17 protein-coding genes, 1 tRNA gene and 1 pseudogene are annotated in these 24526 nt (G+C 66.8%); 8 read left to right on the top strand and 11 right to left on the bottom strand.

The window, feature by feature from the left end:
• Positions 1 to 82: 82 nt before the first annotated feature.
• Both LzC2_RS00775 and LzC2_RS00770 read right to left on the bottom strand, forming a co-directional pair.
• Complete coding sequence (locus LzC2_RS00775; protein WP_171182737.1) at positions 83 to 1498, bottom strand: DUF1501 domain-containing protein; 1416 nt, start codon at positions 1496 to 1498, stop codon at positions 83 to 85.
• A gap of 92 nt (positions 1499 to 1590) precedes the next feature.
• On the bottom strand, positions 1591 to 4605 hold the full coding sequence (locus LzC2_RS00770; RefSeq protein WP_315854474.1) for a PSD1 and planctomycete cytochrome C domain-containing protein: 3015 nt from the start codon (positions 4603 to 4605) through the stop codon (positions 1591 to 1593).
• 174 nt (positions 4606 to 4779) lie between these two features.
• Here LzC2_RS00770 and LzC2_RS00765 point away from each other — a divergent pair, with 174 nt between their 5' ends.
• The gene (locus LzC2_RS00765) at positions 4780 to 5979 is read left to right on the top strand and encodes an AraC family transcriptional regulator (RefSeq protein ID WP_171182678.1); all 1200 of its coding nucleotides are present in this window, start codon (positions 4780 to 4782) and stop codon (positions 5977 to 5979) included.
• Between the two features lie 21 nt (positions 5980 to 6000).
• Here LzC2_RS00765 and LzC2_RS00760 read toward each other — a convergent pair whose 3' ends face one another.
• From LzC2_RS00760 to LzC2_RS00740, 5 genes are all read right to left on the bottom strand, one after another.
• The gene (locus LzC2_RS00760) at positions 6001 to 7188 is read right to left on the bottom strand and encodes an AGE family epimerase/isomerase (protein WP_171182676.1); all 1188 of its coding nucleotides are present in this window, start codon (positions 7186 to 7188) and stop codon (positions 6001 to 6003) included.
• Between the two features lie 38 nt (positions 7189 to 7226).
• Positions 7227 to 8825, bottom strand: a complete 1599-nt coding sequence (locus tag LzC2_RS00755; protein WP_171182674.1) for a sodium:solute symporter family protein — start codon at positions 8823 to 8825, stop codon at positions 7227 to 7229.
• Positions 8822 to 10108: a kelch repeat-containing protein gene (locus tag LzC2_RS00750; RefSeq protein WP_171182672.1), complete on the bottom strand. Its 1287-nt coding sequence runs from the start codon at positions 10106 to 10108 to the stop codon at positions 8822 to 8824. Before LzC2_RS00750 ends, LzC2_RS00755 begins: the two co-directional genes overlap by 4 nt.
• Before the next feature lie 67 nt (positions 10109 to 10175).
• Complete coding sequence (locus LzC2_RS00745) at positions 10176 to 11444, bottom strand: sialidase family protein (RefSeq protein WP_171182670.1); 1269 nt, start codon at positions 11442 to 11444, stop codon at positions 10176 to 10178.
• A gap of 62 nt (positions 11445 to 11506) precedes the next feature.
• The gene (locus tag LzC2_RS00740; RefSeq protein ID WP_171182668.1) at positions 11507 to 12430 is read right to left on the bottom strand and encodes a dihydrodipicolinate synthase family protein; all 924 of its coding nucleotides are present in this window, start codon (positions 12428 to 12430) and stop codon (positions 11507 to 11509) included.
• Positions 12431 to 13074: 644 nt separating this feature from the next.
• Between LzC2_RS00740 and LzC2_RS00735 the strand changes: the two genes are divergently transcribed.
• From LzC2_RS00735 to LzC2_RS22995, 5 genes and pseudogenes are all read left to right on the top strand, one after another.
• A complete protein-coding gene (locus LzC2_RS00735) occupies positions 13075 to 14403 on the top strand; it encodes a hypothetical protein (protein WP_171182666.1) in 1329 nt (442 codons plus the stop codon).
• A 236-nt stretch (positions 14404 to 14639) separates the two neighbouring features.
• Positions 14640 to 15041, top strand: coding sequence for a hypothetical protein (locus LzC2_RS00730; RefSeq protein ID WP_171182664.1), 402 nt, complete (start codon positions 14640 to 14642; stop codon positions 15039 to 15041).
• A 296-nt stretch (positions 15042 to 15337) separates the two neighbouring features.
• The gene (locus LzC2_RS00725) at positions 15338 to 16534 is read left to right on the top strand and encodes a hypothetical protein (RefSeq protein WP_171182663.1); all 1197 of its coding nucleotides are present in this window, start codon (positions 15338 to 15340) and stop codon (positions 16532 to 16534) included.
• Between the two features lie 48 nt (positions 16535 to 16582).
• The gene (locus tag LzC2_RS00720) at positions 16583 to 16822 is read left to right on the top strand and encodes a helix-turn-helix domain-containing protein (RefSeq protein WP_206678511.1); all 240 of its coding nucleotides are present in this window, start codon (positions 16583 to 16585) and stop codon (positions 16820 to 16822) included.
• A gap of 216 nt (positions 16823 to 17038) precedes the next feature.
• A pseudogene (locus LzC2_RS22995) lies at positions 17039 to 17887 on the top strand (tyrosine-type recombinase/integrase); the annotation flags it as partial.
• 197 nt (positions 17888 to 18084) lie between these two features.
• On the opposite strand, the gene LzC2_RS00705 reads toward LzC2_RS22995, so the two are convergent.
• Together LzC2_RS00705 and ypfJ are read right to left on the bottom strand one after the other, a co-directional pair.
• A tRNA-Leu gene (locus tag LzC2_RS00705) sits at positions 18085 to 18169 on the bottom strand.
• Positions 18170 to 18303: 134 nt separating this feature from the next.
• Positions 18304 to 19164 (bottom strand): KPN_02809 family neutral zinc metallopeptidase, encoded by an 861-nt coding sequence (ypfJ, locus tag LzC2_RS00700; protein ID WP_171182659.1) that lies wholly within the window; start codon positions 19162 to 19164, stop codon positions 18304 to 18306.
• A gap of 221 nt (positions 19165 to 19385) precedes the next feature.
• Between ypfJ and LzC2_RS00695 the strand changes: the two genes are divergently transcribed.
• Together LzC2_RS00695 and LzC2_RS00690 are read left to right on the top strand one after the other, a co-directional pair.
• A complete protein-coding gene (locus tag LzC2_RS00695; RefSeq protein WP_171182657.1) occupies positions 19386 to 20339 on the top strand; it encodes an alpha/beta hydrolase in 954 nt (317 codons plus the stop codon).
• A gap of 366 nt (positions 20340 to 20705) precedes the next feature.
• On the top strand, positions 20706 to 21896 hold the full coding sequence (locus tag LzC2_RS00690; protein ID WP_171182655.1) for a DUF1559 domain-containing protein: 1191 nt from the start codon (positions 20706 to 20708) through the stop codon (positions 21894 to 21896).
• 165 nt (positions 21897 to 22061) lie between these two features.
• On the opposite strand, the gene LzC2_RS00685 is transcribed toward LzC2_RS00690, so the two are convergent.
• Both LzC2_RS00685 and LzC2_RS00680 read right to left on the bottom strand, forming a co-directional pair.
• Positions 22062 to 22241: a hypothetical protein gene (locus LzC2_RS00685; protein ID WP_171182653.1), complete on the bottom strand. Its 180-nt coding sequence runs from the start codon at positions 22239 to 22241 to the stop codon at positions 22062 to 22064.
• Positions 22242 to 22410: 169 nt separating this feature from the next.
• The coding region (locus tag LzC2_RS00680; protein WP_206678510.1) for a catalase at positions 22411 to 24526 on the bottom strand (2116 nt) is incomplete at its 5' end.

The raw sequence follows: 24526 nt of genomic DNA, 5'->3' as shown, positions 1-24526 counted from the left end.
ACGCCGCTGTCCGCGGCGTCCGCGCCGACGCCTCCGCCCACGCTGGCGAGCGGAGGAAGCCCCGCGTTGAAGAATGCGAACGTCAAGCGACGACCCCTTTGATGACATGGCCTTTGACGTCCGTCAGGCGCATGTCGCGTCCGCCGAAGCGATAGGTGGAGCGGGTGTGGTCCACGCCCAGCAGGTGCAGGATCGTGGCGTGCAAATCGTGCATCTCGAAGCGGTTCTCGATCGCTTTATAACCCCATTCGTCCGTCGCCCCCAGGACGGTCCCCGCCTTCACGCCGCCGCCGGCCATCCAGACGGTGAAGCCGAACGGGTTATGGTCGCGGCCGTTCTTCCCCTGGGCGAAGGGCGTGCGGCCGAACTCCCCGGCCCACACCACCAGCGTCTCGTCCAGCAAACCGCGGCGCCGCAGGTCCTTTAGAAGCGCGGCGATCGGCTGATCGACGGCCCGGGCGTTGTTCTCATGGCCCTTTTTCAGGTTGTTATGCTGGTCCCAGCGGTCGCCGGCGACGTCGGGGCAGGTCAGTTCGATGAACCGCACGCCCCGCTCGACCATGCGGCGGGCGATCAGGCATTGCGAGGCGTAGATGCGGGTGGGCTCGAACTCCGCGTCCATTCCGTACTCGGTGCGGACGGCCGCCGATTCGTCGCCGATCGACATCACCTCCGGCACCGCCGCCTGCATAGAGTAGGCGAGTTCGTAGTTTTTGATCGCGGATTCGATCGCGTCATGCTCCCCGAATCGCTCGACGGCGAAGCTGTCGAGTCGGCCGATCAAATCCAGCTTCTCCCGCTGCCGCTCCGCGGAGGCCTCGCGGCGTTCGACGTTCGCCACGCCGCTGCCGGACGGCTTGAACACCGACCCCTGATAAGCGGCCGGCAGGAAGCCGCTGCCGAAACAATCCAGCCCGCCGGGGGGAATCAGCCCACCGTTGATCACCACGAATCCGGGCAGGTCGCGGGCCTCGCTGCCCAAGCCGTAGGTCGTCCAGGCGCCCATGCTCGGCCGGCCCTGCAAGCCGCTGCCGGTGTGCAGGAAGTAGTTGGCGAAGGTGTGCTCCGGGAACTCCGAAGTCATCGACCGAATCACCGCCAGTTCGTCGGCGCACTGTGCGACATGCGGGAACAAATCGCTGACCGGCAGGCCCGATTCGCCGTACTGATTGAACTTCCAGGGGCTGCCGAGCACCTTGCCCACGTTGTCGAACTGCGTCGGTTCCACCTGAAACAGTTCGCCGGGCGATTTGCCGTCGTACTTCGTCAGAGCCGGCTTGGGATCGAACGTGTCGACCTGCGACGGTCCCCCGTCCATATACAGGAAAATGACGTTCTTGGCCCGCGGCGTGTGGTGCGGCCCGTGTCCGGCGTTGCGGCCGCCGGCATCGCCGACTCCGCCCTCGGCCGGTTCGGCGTCCGCGAACCCATAGACCGGATCCGACTGCAGCCCGGCCAGCGCGACGGCGCCGAAGCCGCTGGCGCACCGTCGCAGCATCTCGCGGCGGGAGGTCGGAACGGGCGACGCCGGGTTGGGCGAAAACTGTCCGACGCCCGCGGCTCGCTCGCAGGGATAGCGGTAGGGAGTACTCATCGGAGGAAAATCATCTCTTTGGTATTGATGAGCGCGTGCGCCAGATCGCCCCACAATAGAGCGTCGTCCGCGGGAACGCCCCGCTCCTTCGCTTGAACACGCAGGAATTGCTCGGCGACGGCGACTTCGGCGTCCGACGGCGGTCGAGCGAACGCGGTCTCATACAGCCACTCGATGCGTTCGCGGCTGTCGGGAGACGCCGCCAGCGCCCGCTTCGCCCAACCCCGGGCCTGCTCCGCGACGAACGGGTCGTTGAGGAGGATCAACGCCTGCGCCGGCACGTTGGAGACGTTCCGACGCCCCATCGTGCTGGACGGGGCGGGGGTGTCGAACGCCAGCATGAACGGCGACAGGAAGTTCCTTCGCACGGCGACGTAGATCGATCGCCGACCCGCTCCGTCCTGCGGCCCGCTCTGCTTCGGACGGCCGCGGCCGTCCATGAACGAGGTGAGATGAATCGGAATCGACCGCCCGTGCAGCGTGGGGTCGAGCCGGCCCGAGAGCGCCAGCAGGGCGTCGCGAATCGCTTCCCCCTCCAGTCGCTTCGGCGGCCGATGGTGCCACAGCCGGTTCGTCGGATCCGCCGCGACCGCGGCGGGATCCGGGCGACTGCTCATCTGATAGGTCCGCGACAGCACAATCGAGCGAATCGTCCGCTTGAGGCTGCGGCCGTCCTTCAGGAACTGCGAGGCCAGATGATCCAGCAGGTCCGGGTGCGTCGGCCGTTGTCCGAGCACGCCGAAATCGTCGGGCGTGGGCACGATTCCGCGTCCCATCAGCGAATGCCAGACCCGATTGACGGCGACGCGGGCGGTGAGCGGGTTGTCGGGCGCGTTGATCGCGGCGGCGAGTTCCAGCCGCCCGCTGCCGGACTCGATCGGCATCGGCTCCTCCCCGGCGATCGCCGCGAGGAACCGCCGCGGGACGATCTCCCCCGGGTTCGAGGAGTTCCCGCGGATAAAGATCGGCTGGTCCTCGCCAGTGCCGTCGAGCGCCGCGATCGCCAGTCGGGACCGGAACTGAATCGTTTCCCGCAGCGCGTCGCGTTCCTTCGCCCACTCCTGCACCAAATCGCCGGCCTCGGCCTCCAACGCCCGCTGCGCCTCCACGGCGAACGCCTCCGCCGCGGCCGTCTGACGGTCGAACTGCGCCCGCTGCTTCGGGGAAAGACCCTGCGCGATCAGCGACACTTCGAGTTGGGCACCCTTCGCCGGGGTGAACTCGAGGTGCAGCCGGTGCCCGACGTATCGGCCGAGGTTCAGAACGACCCAGTCGTCGCCGTCGGCGAACTTCTTGATCGTCTCCCCGTGCAACGGCCCGGCGACCATGCGGTGGGAGTCGACGCAGGCCACCACGTGCCCGGCGCCGCGGACGCGGCAGGCGACCGTCCCGTCGGTCAGTTCGAACGTCGGCGTGCGGAGCGTCCGACCGCTGCGCGGCAGGGGGCGGAGTTTGTCCCGATTAAGCGTCGCCGGCTCCGAGACGGACTGCAAACCATTCCAGATCGGATCGCTGATCGCCGCATCCGTCGCGGCGATGCGCAGTGCGGGCCGCCCGTCGACCTCCGCCCAGTAGGGCTCGCCGGCCCGGACCGGTCGCGGGCCGAACATATAGCCGTTCTGTCGATACTCGCCGGCCGGCAGGGCGCCGTAATCCACGAGGATCGCCTCGCGCAGCGCTTCACTCCGCGGCTTCGGCGGGGCGGGGCCGCGGTCGGCCAGCAGGTCCGCGAGGCGGGAACGGTAGCTCGCGTCCGTGGCGGCGATCTGCTCGGCGACGCGGCGGTTGTGCTCCAGCGATTCAAACCGCACCTGCCGATAATCGGCGCCCTGCAGGAACCCGGCGAGGGCATAATAGTCCGCCGTGGAGATCGCATCGAACTTATGATCGTGACAGCGGGCACAGGAGACGGTCATGCCCAAAAAGGTTTTGGACATCACGTCGATCATATTGTCGAACCGGTCCGCCTCGTCCTTGCGGATATCGACCGGCGAATGCACCCAGTCGCCGAGGAACCAAAAACCCGTGCCGAGGATCGATTCGTTAAAGCTGTCGTCCGGGTTCAACCGCGGCTCCGCTAGCAGGTCGCCGGCGAGGTGCTCCCGCACCAATTGATCGTGCGGCACGTCCGCGTTGAGGGCGCGGATGAGATAATCGCGGTACTGATAGGCGTTCGGGGCGTCGCTGTCGTTTTGCTGCCCGCGAGACTCCGCGTACCGCATCAGGTCGAGCCAATGCCGCCCCCAACGCTCGCCGAAGTGCGGGGAGGCGAGCAGTTCGTCGACCAGCGTCGCGGTCGCGTCCGGGGACTTGTCCGCGAGATAGGCGTTCAATTGCTCCGGCGTCGGCGGCAGCCCGGTCAGGTCGAACGACAATCGCCGCAGCAGCGCCGCCCGATCGGCGTCCTCGGCCGGCGCCAGATCGTGCGCTTCCAAGTCCGCGAGGATGAACCGATCGATGTCCGAGCGCGGCCAGGACTCGTCCTCCACGGCGGGCGCCTCCGGGGAGGCGATCGGCTGCCAGGCCCAATGCTCCGCCTTGCGGGCTTCGAGGTCGAACTGCGGGCGGGCGGCGTCTGCGGTCGGGGCGGCTTCCTCGGGCCAGGGGGCGCCCATCGCGACCCAGCGTTCCAGCGTCGCGATCTCCTCGTCCGGCAGCTTGCCGCTGGGCGGCATGTCGTAGGCGTACGATTCGTACCGCACCGCTTCGATCAGCAGGCTGTCGTCCAGTTCGCCGGGAACCAGCGCGGCGCCGGAGTCCCCCCCGGCCAGCAGCGAGGCCCGGCTGTCGACCAGCAGCCCGGCCTGAATCGGATCGGCCTTCGCGCTGTGACAGGAATAGCACCGCTCCGCCAGCAGCGGACGGACCTTCGTCTCGAAGAACTGAAGCTGCTCCGCCGTCGGCGCCCCGGCCCCGGTCGCCGCGTCGTCCGCCGCGACGGCGCCCGGAACGACCGCGCCGTGCCAGGCCGCGGCCGTCAGGAGGCAGAGCAATCGTGCGGTGAGCGACACGCCGAGCCTATGACAGGGGAATCGAGAGGGAAGCGGGGCGATACGGACCCCCGGTACATCGGGAGCGTCGGTGAAAAACGGATCGCGCCAGACATCATCGTAGACGCCGATGGGTCGGGGTCGAGGATAGAGTGCGACGCCCGTTGAACGATTTGCGACACCCCGCAGCGCCTGATGAAGCCCCGTCCCCGCGTCGCGCTATTCGTCGAATCCTCCCGGGCGTACGGCCGAGGACTGCTCCGCGGGGTCGCGGCGTTTGCTCGGACGCGGACGAATTGGACGCTGATCCACCATGAAATGACGCTCGACGCCGAGCTTCCCCCCTGGCTGGGCGGACTGGCGATCAATGGGGCGATCGCGCGGGTGTCGCAGCGGACGATCGACCCGTTACGCGACCTGGGCGTGCCGCTGGTCGACGTGTGGTGCCGGTATTCCCATCGCGGCGTTCCCCAAATCGAAACGGACGACGACGCCGTCGCCCGTCTGGCCTTCGATCATCTACGGGAACGGGGGTTCCGGCGGTTCGCGTTCTGCGGGTACCAGCACGCCCACTATTCCGAGGCGCGGCTGAAGCGGTTCCGGGCGTTGGTCGAAGCGGCCGGCGCCCCGCTCTCCGTCTATCTCGTGCCCAGCCGGCCGACGACGTCGCTGACGGCGGTGGAGCAGTCCGGATTGTTCGATCTGGAGCCGCTCTCACGGTGGCTGCAATCGTTGAAGCCGCCGACGGGCCTGTTCGCCTGCAACGACGTCCGCGGCCAACAGGTGCTCAACGCCTGCGCCGCCGCGGCGATCGCCGTACCGGACGACCTCGGCGTCGTGGGGGTGGACGACGACGACGTGATCTGTCCGCTGTGCGATCCCCCGCTCTCCAGCGTGCGGCCGGATGCGGAGGGCGTCGGCTTCCTCGCCGGGGAAACGCTGTTTGAATTGATGAACGGTCCGGCCGGTTCGCTGCCCGATCGGTCCGGCGGGCCCCCCGTCCGCTACGTCCCCCCCCGGACCGTCACGGAACGCCTCTCGACCCGCGTCGCGGTGGTCGAGGATCGGGAACTCGCCCGGGTGGTTCGCTATATCCGCGACCACGCCTGCGACGGCATCAACGTGAAGGACGTGGCGGCGTTCTCCACGCTGTCCCGGCGACAGCTCGAACGACGGTTCCGGGCGGAACTCGGCCGCACGCCCCACCAGGAGATCACCGCGGCCCAGGTCGCCCGCGTGAAGCAGCTCCTCACGGAGACGACGATGACGCTCGAACAGATCAGCCCGCTCGCGGGATACGAGTATCAGGAGCGGCTTGGAGCCGTCTTCAAACGCGAAACCGGCCTCACCCCCGGCGCCTACCGCCGACAGTCGCAAGGGCGGACCGACCCCTGACGCACGCCCGGCCGGCGGCCCTCAATGCCGCCACGCGGGCGAGGGCTCCGCCAGCAGGCGCCAGCATTCGAGCTGCATCCGCGGGAGGTGGAACGGCCCCTTCCACCAGTTGCCCTTCAGCGAGCTGCTGGGCGTGCCGTCGCGGTGGAGGTAGCCGAACCATTCGCCGTGCTCCGGGTCGGCGAAGCGTTCGTGAGCCCAGTCATGGACGAGGGCGTGCCAGGCGGCGTACTTCGAGTCGCCCGTGAGCGTATAGGCCAGCAGCGTGGCGATGATCGCTTCGTTATGAGGCCACCAGAACTTCATATCGTGCCAGTACTCCTGCACCGGGCGGCCGTCGGTACTGGTGAAGTACAACATGCCGCCGTGCTCGGCGTCCCAGCCGCGTTTCCACGTCCAGTCGAGCATCGTCAGACCGAGCTGCACAAGGGCGTTGTCCCCGCGGCGCCGGCCCTCCTTCATAGTGAACCACGCCCCCTCGATCGCGTGGCCGGGGTTCAACGTGCGGCCGTCAAAGGAATCGATCGGCTCGCCCTCGGGGCTGACCGTCTCCAGTACGCAGCGGAGGTCTGCGTTCACGTGCTTCGTGCGGATCGTCTCGATCGCCTCGTCGATCAGAGCGTCGGCGTCTTCCAACCCGATCGAATCACGCAGTTCGCTCGCGGTGACGATCGTGATCATCGGCCCGCCCAGCCCCGCGGTCGGCCGGGTGTCCGTCCACTTGGGCGAGGGGTCGCGGAAGGTCGTGCCGTGCTCGACGAACCGGCGGAAGGCGGCTTCGGCCTTCGCCGCGTACTCGTCGCGGCCGGTCGCCTGGGCGTACTCCCCGTAGGCGATGGCGGCGAAGCTCTCCGTGAAGGCGTAGCGGCGTTTGCGCAGTGGCCGCCCGTCCCGGGTGACGGCGAACCACATCCGGCCGTCGACCGGGTCGACGGCGTGCCGATCGAGGAACTCGACGCCGTGCCGGGCCAGTTCGAGCCACTCCTCCCGCGGTTCGACCGAGTTATATAACTCGCCCAGCAGCCAGGCGAAGCGGCCCTGCGGCCACAGCGACTTGTCGGTGTCGACGACCGTGCCGTCGCGATCCAGCGAGGTGAGGAATCCGCCGTGCTCCCGATCGACGGCGTGCCGCGTCCAAAAGGGCAGCACGTCGTTCAGCAGCCCGTCGCGGTAGGTCGCGAGGAGTTGGTTGCGGCGGTCGTCGTCCACGGCGGGGCGCTCGGTGCGTGAGAGATTCGGAACGCGGCTCAACCGGCCGCCGGGCGTCCGCGGAGGTCCGTCGTGTGAATGGTCAGGCCGGCGAGGTCGCGGGCGTCGCCCTTCGTCAGCAGGCTCACCCCGTAGCCGATCACGAGGCAGATCATGAACCCGATCGCCGCATAGAGAAACCCGTTCACCTCCGTGGCGAATTGGACGCCCGCGGTGATGACGGTGCCGACGATCAAACCGACGAGGGCGCCGGTCGCATTAGTCCGCGTGGTGAACACGGCCAGAGCGAACAGCCCGCCGAGGCCGCCGCCGAACAGGCCCAGCATCGTCATGAAGAAGTCGAGCAGATATTTGATCTCCACGCTCGCCAGCACCGCCGCGACGCCCGTACCCAGCGCCCCCAGCACGACGGTGAGGAGGCGGGCCAATCGCAGGCGGGCCTTGTCGGTCGTCTTCGGCCGCAGGCGGACGTGGAAGTCGTTGACGATCGCCGTCGCGACGCTGTTCATGCTGCTGTCCAGCGAGGACATCGCCGCGGCGAACACCCCCGCGATCACCAGCCCCGCGACCCCCGCGGGCAGTTGCGACACCACGAACCACGGCACGATCTCATCCGCCGTCTCCGGCAGCGGCAGGCCGGGGAACGTCTCGTAGAACACGAACAACGCCGTCCCGAAGCCGAAGAAGAGCAACGCGGTCGGCGCCGTCATCCAGAAGTTCAACCACACGCTGCGCACCGCCGCCGCTTCGTTCGGCGTCGTCAGGTACCGCTGCACGACGGTCTGGTCGGTGGTGTAGGGCGTGAGCGCCATCACGAACCCGCCGACGACCATGATCCAGAAGGCGTTGCCGCTCAGCCACGGCGGGACGTCGATCCGGCCATCGGCCTCCTCCGCGGGTGTGGGAGTCGGCGGGTCGGCGGGGATCGTCTCGACGATCTGAAACTTGTCCGCGGCGCCGGCCGCCTCGATTAATTCCCCCACGCCCCCGACCCGGCTGGTAATCACCGCCAATGAGATCAGCACGCCGCCGATCAGCACGACCACCTGCACGACGTCCGTCCAGATCACCGCTTCGATGCCGCCCAACACGGTATAAATCGTCGCCAGCACGCCCATCAGCGCCAGACAGACGTAAACGTTCATCCCCGTCACCGCCGCCAGCGCGATCGCCGGCAGATACAACACGACGCCCATCCGACCGATCTGCAACAGGATGAACAGCCCGCTTGCCAGCCAGCGAACGGCGAGATTAAACCGGCGTTCGAGGTACTCGTAGGCCGTCGCCACGCCCGTGCGGCGATAGAACGGCAGATAGAACAGCGCCACCACCGGCAACGCGGCGAGCAGCATCAGGTTCAACGTCATCCGCACCCAGTCGTCCCCGTAGGCGGTCGCGGGGATCGCCATAAAGGTGATCGCCGAGAGCTGCGTGCCGAAGATCGACAGCCCCGCCGCCCACCAGGGAATACGGCGCCCGGCGAGGAAAAAGTCCTCCGTCCCGGACTCCGTGCGCGAACACCGCACGCCGATCCAAACCATCCCCGCGAGATAGGCGATCAGCACCAGCCAGTTCGTCAGTCCGAACGACACCTCGGCGGATTGAGCGTCGGCGGATTGGGCGAGCGGAACAGTCACGGCGCCGGAGTCGATTGAAGCAGGGGCGTGCGGACCCCGGGGCGGACCTCGCCGCTGATGAGGACGGATCGCCCGTTCCAGCGAACCAGCGCCGTCGTGACGACCGGCGTCGGTACGCGACCGACGACGCTCCAAGCGTTTGTGTCGATCTCATAGGCGAGCACTTCCGCGGGAAACGCCGGCCGATCGCGAACCGGCAGGGTGACGTACCGCCCGGTCGATCCGCTGACGAGCAACACCCGATCGCCGTCCCCAATCGCCGAGGCCGCCGCGGCGGGGCGGGGGTTTCCATCGAACAACGCCGCCGGGTCGGCCGGCGGACTGTCTTCACTCGCGACCGTCCAGGCGTTGCGCGATTTATCGAACGTATAGTCCGACGTATCGATAGTCCGCGTCTCGGGCAGCGCCGGCAGATCGGCGAGGCGCTCCCAGCGGTCGGTCGCCGGATCGAACGCGAAGGCGTCGTCGAAGTAACGATATTTTGAGAGATCGTGCTCCCCGTCGGCGTCGCGGGCCCAAGTCGAACCGCTGATGAGATAAATCCGCTCGCCCGTCGCTTCTCCCGTGTCAGCAAGCGGCCCGCGGGCGATGGCGAGCGCCATCTTGTGCCGCGGCGGTCCCGGCCAGACGGGGCGTTCGACCCATCGGCGGTTCTTCGCAGCGAGATCGAGCGACCAGAAGGCCGCTGCATCCAAGGTGCGGCTGTCGTCCCCGCGGGGGTGGCTCGCCGCGACGAACAGCGTGCGGCCGATCCGCCCCGCCGCGTGATAGGAACAGGGCTTCGGCAGCGGCGGCAGGGCGTGCCGTTCAATGCGTGGCGGTTCGTCCCCCGACCCGCCGACGATTCGCAATACCTCCGCCGTGTCCTGCGGGCCGGTCTCCGCCGAGAACGTCTCCCCGCCGAGCACGTACAGCCCGCCGTTCGCCTCGACGCAGGGAGCGTACGCCAGCGGGTACGGCAGCCGCGGCCCCTCGCGAAACGCCCCGTCGCCCGGCCGCAGGAAGAACGTGCGATCGTGCCAGACCTTCGCCCCCGCGGGCCGCTCGCCCTCGGCCCACGGCGGCCCGTGCGGGAAGTTCGCCCCGCCGGCGACGATCAGCGTCTCGTCCTCCCCGGCGCCGACCGATCCCGCGATCGGCCCGCCGAAGCCGAGCGGGTCCGGCAGCGTCTTGAAAGCACGAAACTCGACCGGCCGGTCGTCTAAGCGGCCTACGCCGGGGGCGTCCCCGCCTTGGGCGGGAAACGCGGCGAGCAGCAGGCCGAGCAGCAACGAATGCGTCATTCCAAGTCTTCCGCGGTCAGGACGACGGTGTTTCCGACCGGGCTGGCCGGGTTCTCCAGCGGCGTAATTAGGGCGACGGCGGCGGCGTGAGATCCGCGAGCGTGAAGCGGGCGAAGAGGATTTGTTGATAGCCCGCTCCGTCCTTGCCGGCCTCGAACAACACGCCGTACGCCCCGTCTCCCAGGCGGACCAGATCGCTATAGGCCGCGAATCCCTCATGGATCAGCGGGCCGTCCTGCCAGGAGCGGGCCTCGTCGAACGAACACCGGATTCGTAGATCGCTGCGGCCGGGGCCGGTCGGGCCGTTCTCGTCGGGACCGGAGAAGAGAATGACGTCCGCCGGGCCGCCGTCGAGCGTCGATTCGGCCCGCAGCAGGGCGGATTGAACGACGGGGGTATCGAGCGTGCGCTCGCTCGGTCGATAGAGCGAATAGAGGCCGGTGATCCGCTCCAGCGTGTCCCCGCCGTCCCGGCTGAACGCCTCGCCGCGGGCGCCGGGCGCCGGGCCGTTCTGATCGCGGGTATTGAAGTACAGGCGGCCGTCGTTGAGTTCGACGACGGTTGTTTCATTGGCGTTCAAGCCGTCCTCATAGGTGTCGTCGATCGCGCCGAGCCGCCAGGTGGCGCCGTGGTCGTCGCTGAGGATCGCGTGGGCGCCGTTCGGTCCGCGATCGGCCCCGGAGTCCCCGAGCCGGTGATCGCACGGGACGACGAGCCGGCCGCTGTGGGGGCCGCGGCGGAGTTGAATTCCGTGCACCGGCCCCGTCGCGTACCAGCCCCAGTCCGGTCGTTTGACCGCCGCGGTGATCTCCCGCCTCGGCGCCCAGGTTTCGCCGTGGTCGTCGCTGTAAGTGACGAAGACGCGGGCGTTCTCCAGGGTGAACGGCAGCCAGATGCGGCCGGGATGATCCGGGTCGGCCCGATCGACGACCGGCGCCGGGTTGCCGACGGTTAGCGGTTGGTCCGGACTGTCGGCGTACTTGCGGAAGGCTTCGTCGTCCTGAACGACGGTCAGGCCGGTCCAGGTCTGTCCGCGGTCGATGGAGCGCTTGAGCACCAGATCGATCTCGCTGGCGTCGCCCCCCTGTCGCGCCTCGGCGAAGGCCAGCAGATCCCCGTTGGCGGCTTCGACGATCGCGGGGATCCGAAAGATCGGATAGCCGGATTCGCCGCGTTCAAACACGACCGATTTGGAGAAGTCCGCCGCGGCGGCCGACGGGGCGAACGCCGCGGCAAACGCGACGAGCCAGGCGCCCGCCGCGAGGAGGCGCGAGTTCCTAGGCGGTCTCGGCGGAGCCGGGCGGGCGGCGTTCAGGGCGGACATCGGACTGCTCATGCGAGGTGTCGGGAGCGCGAGATCGCGGCGTCGGGGTCCTAAAGTGGCGTCCGTCAGGGCGTTCAACCAGCGGAGGCCGCGTCGCCCGACCACTCGAAGAAGCCGATCTCTTCGAGTTGCCGGCGGAGGCGTGCTGTGTCGGCCTCAGCAAGCGTCGCTAAAGGACTCCGGCAGGTCCCGACGTCAATGCCCCGCATCTTCAACACGGCTTTCGTCGCGGCATGGAACGGAAAGCCGCTGAGGGTCCGAACCAGCTGCACCGACAGCGCCTGAAGGCGGCGGGCTTCCTCCAGATTCCCGTCCTCGAACGCGTCGATCAGCCGTCGATAAAGCGGCGCCGCGATGTTATAGGTGCTGCCGACCGCCCCCCGGGCGCCCGTCGCCAGCGCTCCGAGCAGCATTTCGTCGCAACCCCAGAGGATGTCGAACCGGCCGTCCTGCTCCGCTCGGCAGGCCTGAAACTCGTGCAGCAGCGGAGCGGTATATTTCAGCCCGGCGAGATTGGGGATGCGCTCGCCGGCCCGCGTCAGAAACTCGACCATATCGAGGTTCACGCCCGTCAGCGCCGGGATGTGATAGTAATAAAAGGGGAGGTCCGGGGCTCCGGCCGCGATCTCCGCGGCGCAATCGACCAGCGCGGCGACGCTGTTCGGCTTGAAGTAGGAGGGCGACGTCGCGGAGACGGCGTCGGCGCCGACCTCCGCCGCATGAGCCGCCAGCGATCGGGCCTCGGCCAGGCTGTTATGGCCCACATGGGCGAGGACCGGCACGCGACCGGCCGCCGCGGCGACGAACGCCGCCGTCGTCGCCCGACGTTCGTCCGCCGTCAGCGACATGCCCTCGCCCGTGCTGCCGCAGACGAACAATCCGGCGACGCCGTCCGCGACCAGCCGGTCGACCAGCGGGGCCGCCGCATCAAGGTACAGCCGCCCGTCCGCCGCGAAGGGCGTGTGGGTCGCGGCGACGAGGCCGGTGATCGAAGCCATGGAGTTCGGTGATTGAAAGCGAGGAGGAAAGCCGCCGTTCCGCCGCGTTGTACCGGATCTGCACGCCGGGAGCCGCCGGGCGGCAACGTCGCTTCGCTCGACGCCGTCAACCCCCGCGCATGTTTTGCCCGTCTGCTGACCGATTCGTCCGGCCGCAGAACCCGTGTTCGTCACAGCCCGACCCAGACGATGCGGAGCTCCTCTGCCAAGCCGATCCCGCCCCCAAGGCCGCAGTCGTCGCAACGGCCTCCCTGAGCGAATCGCCGGCACTGTCGAGGACCGCGACGCAACCAACGGCCATCCGCAGCGGACTCTCCTGCCCCCGCAGACGACGCGACAAAAACAGTGGCCGGGACGGGATTCGAAGCGAGAACGGGGAAGGCTGCGGATGCTGCGAATCCGCGCCGCGTGCTACGGTAGGCGGTGCAGAATCCGGTGCACCGTCCCCCAGTATGAGGCAGCTACTCGCCAGCTATCGTGCGCTCTGTCATCAATGTCGGATGGCTTTCGATGACATGATTGGCCGGAACGGCGGAGTAGGCGGGGCCTCCGAAGCCGGATAACCTGCGATAGGCCCAAGCGTGCTGAACGGAAGGGCCGGCCATGTTCCTTCACTCCAAAACGTTATCTCGCGGTAGGTTACGATGTCTCAAGGAGAGGAATCGATAGAGGGAGGCGGGCTGGTGCTTCTCTTAGAGCCGATGATGGGTGACGCGGGCATTGTCGACTTTCTCAAGCAGGCCGGAAAACCGTACAAGAAGAAGCGACTGAAATCAGGGCCGGCGAACTGGGCGTCGATCGTCGATCTGTTTGACTCCCACGAAGTGACTGCCGTCTCGATGCGGCTCTCTCTCGATGCCTACTTCAACTTCTGCCATCCTGAGTACGAAGATGTCGCAAAACGACTGCTGGATCTCATATCCAGCGTGCCGAACCTTGTGGTCGTGCACGAAGATTTGTTCAGCTGCGGGGAGACCGCTGACCCAGATGATGATTGGGCGGACCTCTATGCGAGAATAACGCCGGAAGTGCGAGATCTGGTGCACCCCTTGTTCTACTTGCGAGGGATGGAACTCGTCACCTACCGAAAAAACGCTGAAGTAACCGTCCTTACGACAGATTTCTTAAGGGAAAGTGACAGTAAACTGCTCTTCCGTACGTACGTCCCTAAGGCACAGCTGTATGCCGAGGAGACCGACCGCGTAATCCGCTTGTTCTGCGACTACCTCTCGAGCGTGGCGGGTGTCTCAGCGAAGTTGGAAGTCAAGCAGACGCCAAGTGGCAGCTTCTACGAAGTTCGCGCTGAACTGGAAGAGGCAGTAGATGTCGAGTCGCACTACAGGAACTTTAGCGATCTGGCAAGCCTGAGTGAGGCGGCGCCGGAAAAGGCGGCGGAGGTGTTGGCTTTGGCAAGCGTCAATTCTGCAAAGGCAAGCCGCCTCGTGGAAAAATATGGCAGAGAGGTTCGGAGGCTTCGGTTAGACATGCAACAAGAGAGAGAACGTCGTTTACTTGCAATCCGGCATCGGCTCGAGCAAGAGCTCGCGGAGGAACAGACTCCCGACGGACGGGAAATTGAGATGCTTGTGGACGATGCTTTCAGGCAGCCTTTCGTGGGTGATCTCGAAAAACTGACGTCTATCGGCAGTGGTGTTCGCAGTATGCCGTTGAGGTCGGCACCGATGGTCAGCAACGAGCGAGCAAGAGAAATCATCTATGATGAGCTCTCTGGGGAAGCGGGCATCGCCGAAGCCGGACAGCAGTTCCGACAGTTAATCGCCCGACAGGGGGGTAAGGAGAGAGAGGCGTTGTTGGTGTCGCTGCGGGAACTTGAAGATGCGGCCTTACCTGCCGGAGATAAGAAGCCGGCTGAACGGAAGCTGAAAACGTTCCTGCTCAGTTCGGCTGGAGTAGTGGGCAAGGCATCAGTCGACCTCCTGAAAGACTATTTAAAGAGTCGACTGGGCTTCTGATCGACTCAGATAGCCCCTCCCGCCTTCGCCGTCGCGTCAGCCCTTCGCCCGATGCAGGGGTGACGCGACGGCGAAGGCGGGAGGGGCGGCGGTCCCCTCTTGTCGAGCCCGAGCCGATGTCCGGCAGGTCCGGCCGGCACGTCGCGACGCACGCGACGGCGCCGGGCAACATTTCGTAGCATGTTGGGGTTCCCTCTCGCCGGCGAGCGAGTACAACCCAGCCGTGCAACGAATCCGTGCCCGACATCTCTCCGGACCCCCGCCTCGCCGACTATGCCGCACGCTGCCTTATCCCGCAGGGGAAGAATCAGGCCGTCCACATCGACCCCGGCACCCGCGTCTACCGGGACAGCGGGGGCGAAGCGACGTTGGCGACCTGGTTCCGCGAAGTGCACGAAGACTTCGGCGGGGAACTGGTCCCCTACGAGTGGGTCGCCGAGTACGTCGGCGTCTCCCGTCCGTCCGTGCACAAGCGGGTCAAACGGGGCGGCCTCACGGTGCTGCTCTACGAGTTGCAGGACACCGTCCGCGGCGCCTTGGGCGGAGAACGCACCCGCACGCGGAGAGAGTTTTCGTACGTCCCACGCACTGAATGCGACGCATGGCGGGACATCCTCATCGCCCGAAGTCTGGAGTAGAACGGAACGAATCTTCGAGGGGGCGATCCGTGGCGTAGCTGGCGGATCGGCGGCGGGCGGGCGGCGCGACGCTCCGCCTCGGCGGAGCGACGCCCGCCCGCCGCCGGATCGACTGGCGACGCTCAGGACGGCAGATCGGTAACTTTACTTTTCGTTTCTTCACCTCCCACGGACGGGATCTGATGACCACCGCCAATAACGACCGCCGCTCCTCCGCCTTCGAGCAGCCCCCGTGCCCCAGTATCACGGGACCTTCTAACCGCCAATCATCACCGCGGAACACTGAACGCGACGCGATGCGGGATGCCCGCCGCCGCCTCGACCGGGACCCCAACCCACACCGAGCCGTCGACTGGTGGGAGACCGGCGGCGTAATTCGCTGGCCCAAAGCGCTGCCGGTAGGCTGGGAGCAATATCGGGCGCTGCGGGCCGTTGCTCGGGAGAAGCGAACGCCGCAAACGATCGCCGAACCCGGCGCGACCTGGCATGTCCACGGGCGGGGGGCCGGGAGCGGCAGGGATTCGCACTGCGAACTGCGGCTGGAAACCGGACCGGGCGGGGACTCGATCGTCCTGCACCTCGACCCGCGTCCGTCGACCGATCGAACGCTTTATAACTTTCGTCGCCGGATCACCGGGGATGCCTGCGTCGTCTACGGTCTGCGGTCTGCTCTCTCGGTGCAGAACCACGTCATCGAGAAGCTCGGCGGCGAGGTGGTGGACGAGTGGGTGAAGCGGGTGGACCTCTGCGGCGATTTCTACTGCCGCGACATGCACCGCGACGTGCTGGTCCCCTACGACGCGGGCCGGTTCGTCAGTTCCGCGAAGAAGCATGTGCGGTTTACGGAAGGGAACGCCCCGACCGGGCTGAAGGTGGGGAGCGGCAAGCGGCTGCTGCTGACGATTTATGACAAGCTGCGGGAGCTGTCGTCCAAGTCCTACGGCTATCGCCAATGCATGCTGCGGGACCGCTGGCATGAGCACGAACTTACGGACTTGGAAGACCTCGGCCCGGCGGTCCGGGTCGAGTATCGGCTGATGGGGGCGTGGCTGGCCGATCACGGCTACCGCACGGCCCTCGACGTTCTCGACAACCTGCCGAACATCGCCCGCAAGATCAGCGGCGGTGATGACGGCAGAACCTTCTTCATGCTGACGGATGGGGTGCCAGACAAGGCCAACGGGCACCAGTCGAGAGCGGCGCCGTCCGACTTCTGGCGGCTCGTGCAGGACACCTTCGGTGGCTGGGACGAACGCACCGCCTTCGCCTCGGTGAAGCCGGTAGACCGCTCCCTGATTCGGCCGGAGAAAGCCGCCCAAACGATGATGAGCTACGCCGCCGGGATCGCCGTGGACTGTGGGGCACCGGTCGGCACCGTTCCCGAACTGCTGGCGTTCATCTCCGCGAACGCCGCGAAGCTCGGACAGAAGGATGCCGGCGTACGAAAGCTGATGGAAAAGCATCGCCGGAAGCGCGGCCTGCCTGCCGCCTGACCCCTCGCGCCGGCCCCCCGGTCGCGCTAACCTCTCCCCCCGAAGCCCATGCCGCCCGTTATGACTCCGACCGCCGCACTTCTCACCCGCCGGCAGGCCGCCGGGTGGTTGACCATCTCCGAGCGGAAGCTGCTCGATCTGACCGCCCCCAAGGGGCCGATTCCCGTTCTGCGGGACGGCCGCTGGGTGCGGTACGACCCCCGCGACCTCGACCGATATGTGCAGGCGGCGAAGTGTCGACAGGCCGTGCCGGCCACCTGCGATCCCTCCACCACGACTGGAGCCTGACCCTTGGCCAGCATCAGCCACGATCGCAAGAACGGCCGTCGCACGATTCAGTTCGTCGGCGGCGACGGCAAACGGCGGAGCCTGCGGCTCGGCAAGGTGACGAAGAAGCAGGCGGAAGGTTTGCGGCTGCGGGTCGAACGTCTCGTCGCCGCTAAGCGGAGCGGGGCGCTGCTCGACGCGGAGACGGCCGATTGGGCGGAGACGCTGGACGCGACGATGCACGACAAGCTCGCCGCGGTCGGTCTCTTGAAGAAGCGGGAGGACGCCCGGCTCGGTCCGTTTATCGATAGCTATATGGAATCGCGGACGGACGCGAAGCCGCCGACGCTCCGGCAGCTCCGCCACGCGAAGGATCATCTGGTGGACTGCTTCGGGGCGGAGAAGCCGCTGCGGGAACTGACGGAGGCCGACGCGGAGACCTTCCGGCGCCACCTCTCCGGCCTCGGCTACGCGGACGCGACCATCCGTCGCCGGTGCGGCCGGGCGAAGCAATTCCTGACGGCGGCGGTAAAACGGCGACTGCTCCGGGTTAATCCGTTCGCGGACCTGAAAAGCAGCGATCGTGGGAACCCGGATCGAATGCACTTTATCGACCGCGAGACGACCGCCCGCGTCCTCGCCGGCCTGCCGTCGGCGGAGTGGCGGCTGATCTTCGCCCTCTCTCGCTTCGGCGGCCTACGCTGCCCCTCGGAACACCTTCGGCTGCGGTGGGAACACATCGACTGGGCCGCCGGCAGGATGACGGTGCACAGCCCGAAGACGGAACACCTCGCCGGGAAGGGGAAGCGGACACTGCCGATCTTCCCCGAGCTGCGGCCGTACCTCGAAGCGGTCCACGCGGAAGCCGGCTCCCCAACGGTCGGGAACGTCCTCGTTCATCGCCGCGGGACGAACGCGAACCTCCGCACGGGCCTGCTGCGATACATGAAGCGGGCCGGCGTGGAGCGGTGGCCGCGGCTGTTCCACAACCTGCGGGCCAGCCGGCAGACGGAGTTGGCCGAGACGTTCCCCGGTCATGTCGTCTGCGCTTGGATCGGGAACTCGCCGGCCGTCGCCGCCGAGCACTACCTGCAAGTGACGGAGGCACATTACGCAAAGGGCGCAGCGGGTCCGGCAGACGATCGAAAAGGCGGTGCAGAAAGCGGTGCAGCGCCCGGCCGCGGCGAGTCGCACCGAACGGCGCCGAATGACGCAAACCCCTACAAACAAGGCACCAGCGCGGCCTCGCGCGCCAACGTGCCGCCCGGCGCGTCTACTATCAATGGCCGGGACGGGATTCGAACCCGTACGGACCTTCCGGTCCGGCGGATTTTAAGTCCGCTGCGTCTGCCATTCCGCCACCCGGCCGGGGGACGTGCTGTTGACGACCTCGCCGTCAGTGTCGCCCGTCGTCCCGCGGGCGGCAAGCGGGGCGTCGCGACGGGGACCACGTGCCGTCGCCGAGACCGGCGCGGCGACTTCCGGGAACCGGCTCCGGTCGCTCAGAGTCGGTCGTACGGCAGCTGAAACGGCTGGTCGAGCAGGCTCAAATCGCCTGTCTCGAAACCCCTGCGAAACCAACGCACCCGCTGCTCGCTGGTGCCGTGGGTGAATCCGTCCGGGTTCACGCTGCCGGTCGCTTGGCGCTGCAACGTGTCGTCGCCGATCTTCGAGGCCGCGTTCAACGCCTCTTCAATATCTCCTTCCTCTAAAAACCGCTTCTCCTTTTGGCCGTGGTGCGCCCAGACGCCGGCGAGGAAGTCCGCCTGGAGTTCCAGCCGCACGCTCGCGCGGTTGATTTCTAATTCGTTTCCGCCCCGCCGCACGGCGTTGACGCGGTCGCTATAGCCGAGCAGGTTCTGCACATGATGGCCCACCTCGTGCGCGACGACGTAGGCGGCGGCGAAATCGCCCGGGGCGCCGAGTTGACGTTTTAATTGCGTGAAGAAACTCGGGTCGATATAAACCTGTCGATCGGCCGGGCAATAAAAGGGACCGACGCCGCTGCTCGCGCGGCCGCAGCCGCTGTCGACGGCGCCGGTGAACATCACCAGCGTCGTGTCCTGATAAGGGCGGGGGTAATGTTGCTCGAACTGAGCCCGCCAGACGTCCTCCGTGTCCGCGAGGACGACTTCGAGAAAGTCCTTGGCTTCGTCATCTTCGCTCGCCGGACGATTCGCGGCCGGGGGGCCGCCGGCCTGTTGCTGCATCTGGGCGACCTGCCCGATATCGCCGCCCAGCAGCCAGAACAGGCCGATAATCAACAGCGTGCCGATCCCCCCGCCGCCCAGGGCCAAGCCCTTGGCCGGGACGCCGCGGCGGTCCTCCACATTGCTGCTCTCGCGGCGACCTCTCCACTGCATCTCGGGCTCGTTTCGACGGGGGGGCGAAGACTGAATGAGGCACGGTAGCGAGCCGAACGAGCCGCGTCCTCGGGGACGTCCCGGTCGGGCAGGGGAAGATACCGCCCGTCGACAGTTCTCAGGCGGCCTCCCGGTCTGCCTCCCCCGGTCCGCTGGCGGGGGGAACGGATCGGCGGGTACGCTTTCGATCGCTTGTCCCTCCTTCCCATTCGCTCCCGCCGATGATCGCCGCTCCGCTGCCCGCCGCATTGTTACTCGCCCTGTTGCCCGCCGCCGGGCCGGCGCCGGACCACCAGGAAGAGGGCGCCGTCCCGGAAGGAAAAGTCACGGACGGCGTCTTCGCTGATTCGAAGATTTATCCCGGCACGCTGCGGGCCTATAGCGTGTACGTTCCGGCCCAGTACGACCCGAAGACGCCCGCCGCGTTGATGGTCTTTCAGGACGGCCACAACTTCGTGCGGAAGGACGGCCCGTTCAACGTCCCCGGGACGTTCGATCGGCTGATCGCCTCCGGCAAGATGCCGCCGACGATCGCGGTGATGGTCGATCCGGGCTTCTCCGCCTCCCAGGTGAAGAACGAACTGGGCGGCAAGGCGCCGGAGGGCCGCGGATGGCAGGTGAAGGTCGACGGCAAAACGTTGAAGCCGGGCAACCGCAGCATCGAATACGACACCGTCACCGACGCCTACGTCAATTACCTCAACGACGAATTATTGCCCGTCGCATTGAAGGGGCTGAACGTCTCCGAAGACCCGGCGCTACGGGCGATCTGCGGGAACAGCAGCGGCGGAATCTGCGCCTTCAGCGCCGCGTGGTTCACCGCCGGACAGCCGAAGGGGTTCGGGAAAGTCAGTTCGCATATCGGGTCGTTCACCGGCATCCGCGGCGGTCGCGGGACCGGCGTTCCCGGCGGCCACGAGTACCCGGTGATGATCCGCAAGAACGAGCCGAAGCCGATTCGCGTGGCGTTGCAGGACGGCTCCGGCGACCTGTCCAACGACCATGGCGACTGGTGGCTGGCGAACCAACAGATGGCCAGCGCCTTGGAATATAAAGGCTACGACTACAAGACCTGGTGGGGCGAGGGCGGCCACAACAGCGAATCCGCCAGCGACGGCTTCGAAGATCGCCTCGTCTGGCTGTGGCGTGGCTGGAAGGACGCTGCGGCGAACTGATCGACGTCCGAACGGGACCGCGACGCCCGCTCCCGGGCGTCCGGTTCGGCGCCGAAGGGCGGACGCGAACGCGTCCCGGCGGAGCGTGATGCGTCCCCACGGCCCGACGTTGCGAAGGTTCGACCTCCGAGGTCGTCCTGGGGCCGCGTTCTGGGCGAAGGCAAGGATAGCGGGGCGATCGGGCGGGCGCCGGGATGGTTCCTCGCCCTTCGGCAGCAGCCGTTTCGTTCGATCTTTCGGCTTGGAGGAGGCTTGGGGAATGTGAGGGGACCGCTGATGCGATCGTCTCGCCGACCGGCTATGATCGGAGAAGGCTGATTCCAGCCGGTTCCCATCCCGGGGTCCTCTTCACTTTACGAGGTCGTCATGCGATTTCCTGTTTCCGCTCCGCCGAAGCCGTCGCGCCGCGGCTTTACACTCATCGAACTGCTGGTGGTGATCGCGATTATTGCGATCCTGGTCAGCCTGCTGTTGCCTGCCGTTCAGCAGGCCCGCGAGGCCGCCCGCCGCGGCCAATGTCAGAACAACCTCAAGCAGATCGGCTTGGCGGCGCATAATTACCACAGTACCTATAAAGTATTCCCGATCGCTTGCGGCGGCACAGGCTTCGGAAAAAACGGCCACAACGGCAAGACCACGGCCAACAGCAACCGGGCCGCGTTGAGTTCGTTCGTGGCGATGACGCCGTACCTGGATCAAACGGCGCTGTGGAACGAGATCTCCAAGCCGTACAACAAGGGGCCGAACTATCCCCCGATGGGTCCGGCTCCCTGGCAGACGAACTACGACCCCTGGATCACGCAGATCGCGTTTCTGCTGTGTCCGTCGGACGGTACGCGAGTCACGGACCTCGCGGACTCCAACTACGGCATGAACTGGGGCGACAACGGCAACGGCAACACGACCAACGGCGGAAATAACCCGCCGTTGAACCAGTCACAGGGAACCGGAGGAGAAAGCGGCGAGCAGACCGGACCCAACTACACGGGCATGACCCGCGGCATGGCGGTTCGCGGGCAGTCTCTCGGCATGCGGGACGTTCGCGACGGAACCACCACCACGATCCTGTACGGGGAATTCGTTCGCGGCGACAAAACCCGTCGGTATAAGGGGAACGTCGCCTGGGATCTCGGTCCGGAGATCTACACCAATCCCGGCGCGAACTGCACCGATGCCGTCGCCGACCCGAACGAACCGGGTTACTACGCCCCGTCCATCGCGATGATGCATGACCGGAACTCGCAGTGGGTCCGCGGCAGCCGGTGGGCGCAGGGCGCCACCTGCCACACGGGGTTTAATACGATTACGCCCCCCAACGGCCCCAGCTGCAAAAACCCAATCTACGACGGGTCGCCCGGCGGGATCTTCTCCGCGACCAGCAACCACTCCGGCGGCGTGCAGGTCGTCCTGACCGACGGCTCCGTTCACTTTATCTCGGAGACGATCGACGTCGGGAATCAGAACGCAGCCATGGTCACCAGCGGCCGCAGCCCTTACGGGATCTGGGGAGCGCTGGGAACCCGCAATGCGGGCGAGACGGTCACCAACGGGTTCTGATCGCTACGCCGCCCGTCGATCGGTGGGATTCAGCCGCAAGCAACCGCCCCCGATCGCCAGCGCGATCGGGGGCGGTTGTGTTTCAGCGGGAGGCTTCCGCGGAACGCCGGCGAGCGCCGGCCCGCGGGGCAGACGCCGACTACGGCGCTCAGCTCTCCACTGCGATCAATAGTCCTCGGGGAGCGGATCAAGTTCTTCGGACTGCTCCACCGGGCCTTCGACAGTTTCATCGCAGCCGGTCAACGAGGTGAGGCCCGCCGTGAGGGCTGCGATCAAGGTCAATGTCGTCGCGAAACGTCGTGCGAGCGAGACCTGGTCGGCCATGGGAGAATGCTGAGCGATCATGGAGGATCTTCGGTGAGGGGAGAACGACTCGCGGGGGGCCGCCACGGTCCGGGACCGCCGGCGCCCACGTCGGGCGAACCCGACGGGGTCCGAACGGTCCCGGCTTGAGCGACGCCGCGGCGCGTCGGAGCGCGCATCCTCGCATGATATCCGATTCACGCTCTCCGATTCACGCTTTCCGATCCCAGAACCGCAGGGCGCGGCACTGTTTGACAAAGGCGTCGCAGTCGGACGCCGACTTCAATTCGACGCAGCCGCCGTCGAGATCGTCCGGCACCACGCCGGCTTTGCCCAACAGGGGCGTGGCGGCTTTGACGTGGGCGATGAACTTCTTGTGGGCGAAGGCGTCCGCGACGAAGTCGCGGGCGGGCGGCATCGTTTTCAGTTCCACCGCCCCGTCCGCCGACGGCAGCAGGGCGACGGCGTCGTAGAGGACGGAGGGACCGCCGTCGATTTTCTCGTCGGCGTCGTGGTGTTTGCCGGCGCTGTCCGTCACGCCGCCGACGTGCGGGGCGATCAACTCCAGCATCGCGCCCTCCGCTTTGCAGGCCTTCATCAGGCCGGCCAGCAAGTCGGCGTCGACGCCGTCGGTCACCAGCGCCCCGACCTTCCGACCTTTAAAGCTGGCCGGGCCGTTCTTGATAATACTGAGCGCGTCCGACGGCTTGAGATCCTGCCGGGTCGGCTTCGCGGCGTCGGCGGGGGCGGGCATCTCCTCCAGCCGCAATTGTTCGCCGACGGTCCGGGCGAGATCCGCGTCGACGTTCAACAGATGGGAGACCATCCGCTTGCGAATCGCCGGCGTCTGCACCTTGCTCAGCTCAAAGGTAAAGGCGTCGGCGATGTGCGTCTGCTCCTCGGGCGTCTGGCTGATATAGAACTGCCGGGCCTGACTGTAATGGTCGGCGAAGGTCTCGCTGCGGACGCGGACCTTGGGGCCGCTCTCCTCGACCGGGAGGGATTGATAACCGGTCTCCGGGTTTTCTTTCGGGTTGTGCTCCGGCCCCCAGCTATTCGGTTCGTAGTTCGCCCGGCCGACGGGGTTGTGCATCGCCATATGCCCGTCCTGTTGGAAGTGGTGGAACGGGCACTTCGGGGCGTTCACGGGGATATGGGTGAAGTTCGGCCCGCCCAAACGCTTCGTCTGCGTATCGAGGTAGCTGAAGTTCCGGCCCTGCAACAGCGGATCGTTCGTGAAGTCGATCCCCGGCACGACGTTCTGCGTGCAGAAGGCGACCTGTTCCGTCTCGGCGAAGAAATTATCGACGCGCTCGTTCAAGACCATCTTGCCGACGGGCTTCACCGGAACCAGTTCCTCCGGGATCAGCTTCGTGGCGTCCAGCACGTCGAAGCCGTACTCCTTGATCCAACGGTCGGCGTCCTCTTCGGAGAAGGTTTGCAGGCCGAGTTCCCATTCGGGGTAGTCGCCGCTTTCGTCGCCCGCTTCGATCGCTCCCCAGAGGTCGCGGCGGTGGAAATCCGGGTCGGCGCCGTTGATCTTCAACGCCTCGTTCCACACCACCGATTGCAGTCCCTGCTTCGGCTTCCAATGGAACTTCACGAAGGTCGATTTCCCCTTCGCGTTCACCAGGCGGAAGGTGTGCACGCCGAAGCCCTCCATAAAGCGGAAGGAACGCGGGATCGCCCGGTCGGACATGATCCACATCGCCATGTGGGTCGCTTCCGGCATCAGGGACATAAAGTCCCAGAAGTTGTCGTGGGCGGTTTGAGCCTGCGGGAAGGCCCGGTCCGGCTCCGGCTTGGCGGAGTGAATCAGGTCCGGGAACTTCACCGCGTCCTGAATAAAGAACACGGGGATGTTGTTCCCCACGAGATCCCAGTTCCCCGCACGGGTATAAAACTTCACCGCAAAGCCGCGGACGTCTCGGGCGAGGTCGGCGCTGCCCTTATTGCCCGCGACGGTGGAGAACCGCGTGAACACCGGCGTCTTCAGCCCCGCTTCGCTGAACGGGTCCGCCGCGGTGAGATCCGTCAGCGGCTTGTAGTTCTCGAAGTAACCCCGGGCGCCGTAGCCGCGGGCGTGCACGACGCGCTCGGGGATCCGTTCATGATCGAAGTGGAAGATCTTCTCGCGGAGCTGAAAGTCCTCCAAAGCCACCGGCCCGCGGGGGCCGCCGACTTTCAGGGAGTTCTGATCGTCCGCGACCGCGACGCCCTGGGCCGTGGTCAACGTTTCGTGTCCCTCGCCCGCTGTTTGATGCGTCTCGCCGCCCGGTGCGGAGGGGACCGTGTCTTCCGCGAAGGTGCGATCCGTGGTTTCGGGG

The organism is Alienimonas chondri, from assembly GCF_013036045.1.
Classification (GTDB): domain Bacteria; phylum Planctomycetota; class Planctomycetia; order Planctomycetales; family Planctomycetaceae; genus Alienimonas; species Alienimonas chondri.
Note: the sequence above shows the minus strand (reverse complement) of the source record. Positions and strands in the feature narration are given on the sequence as shown.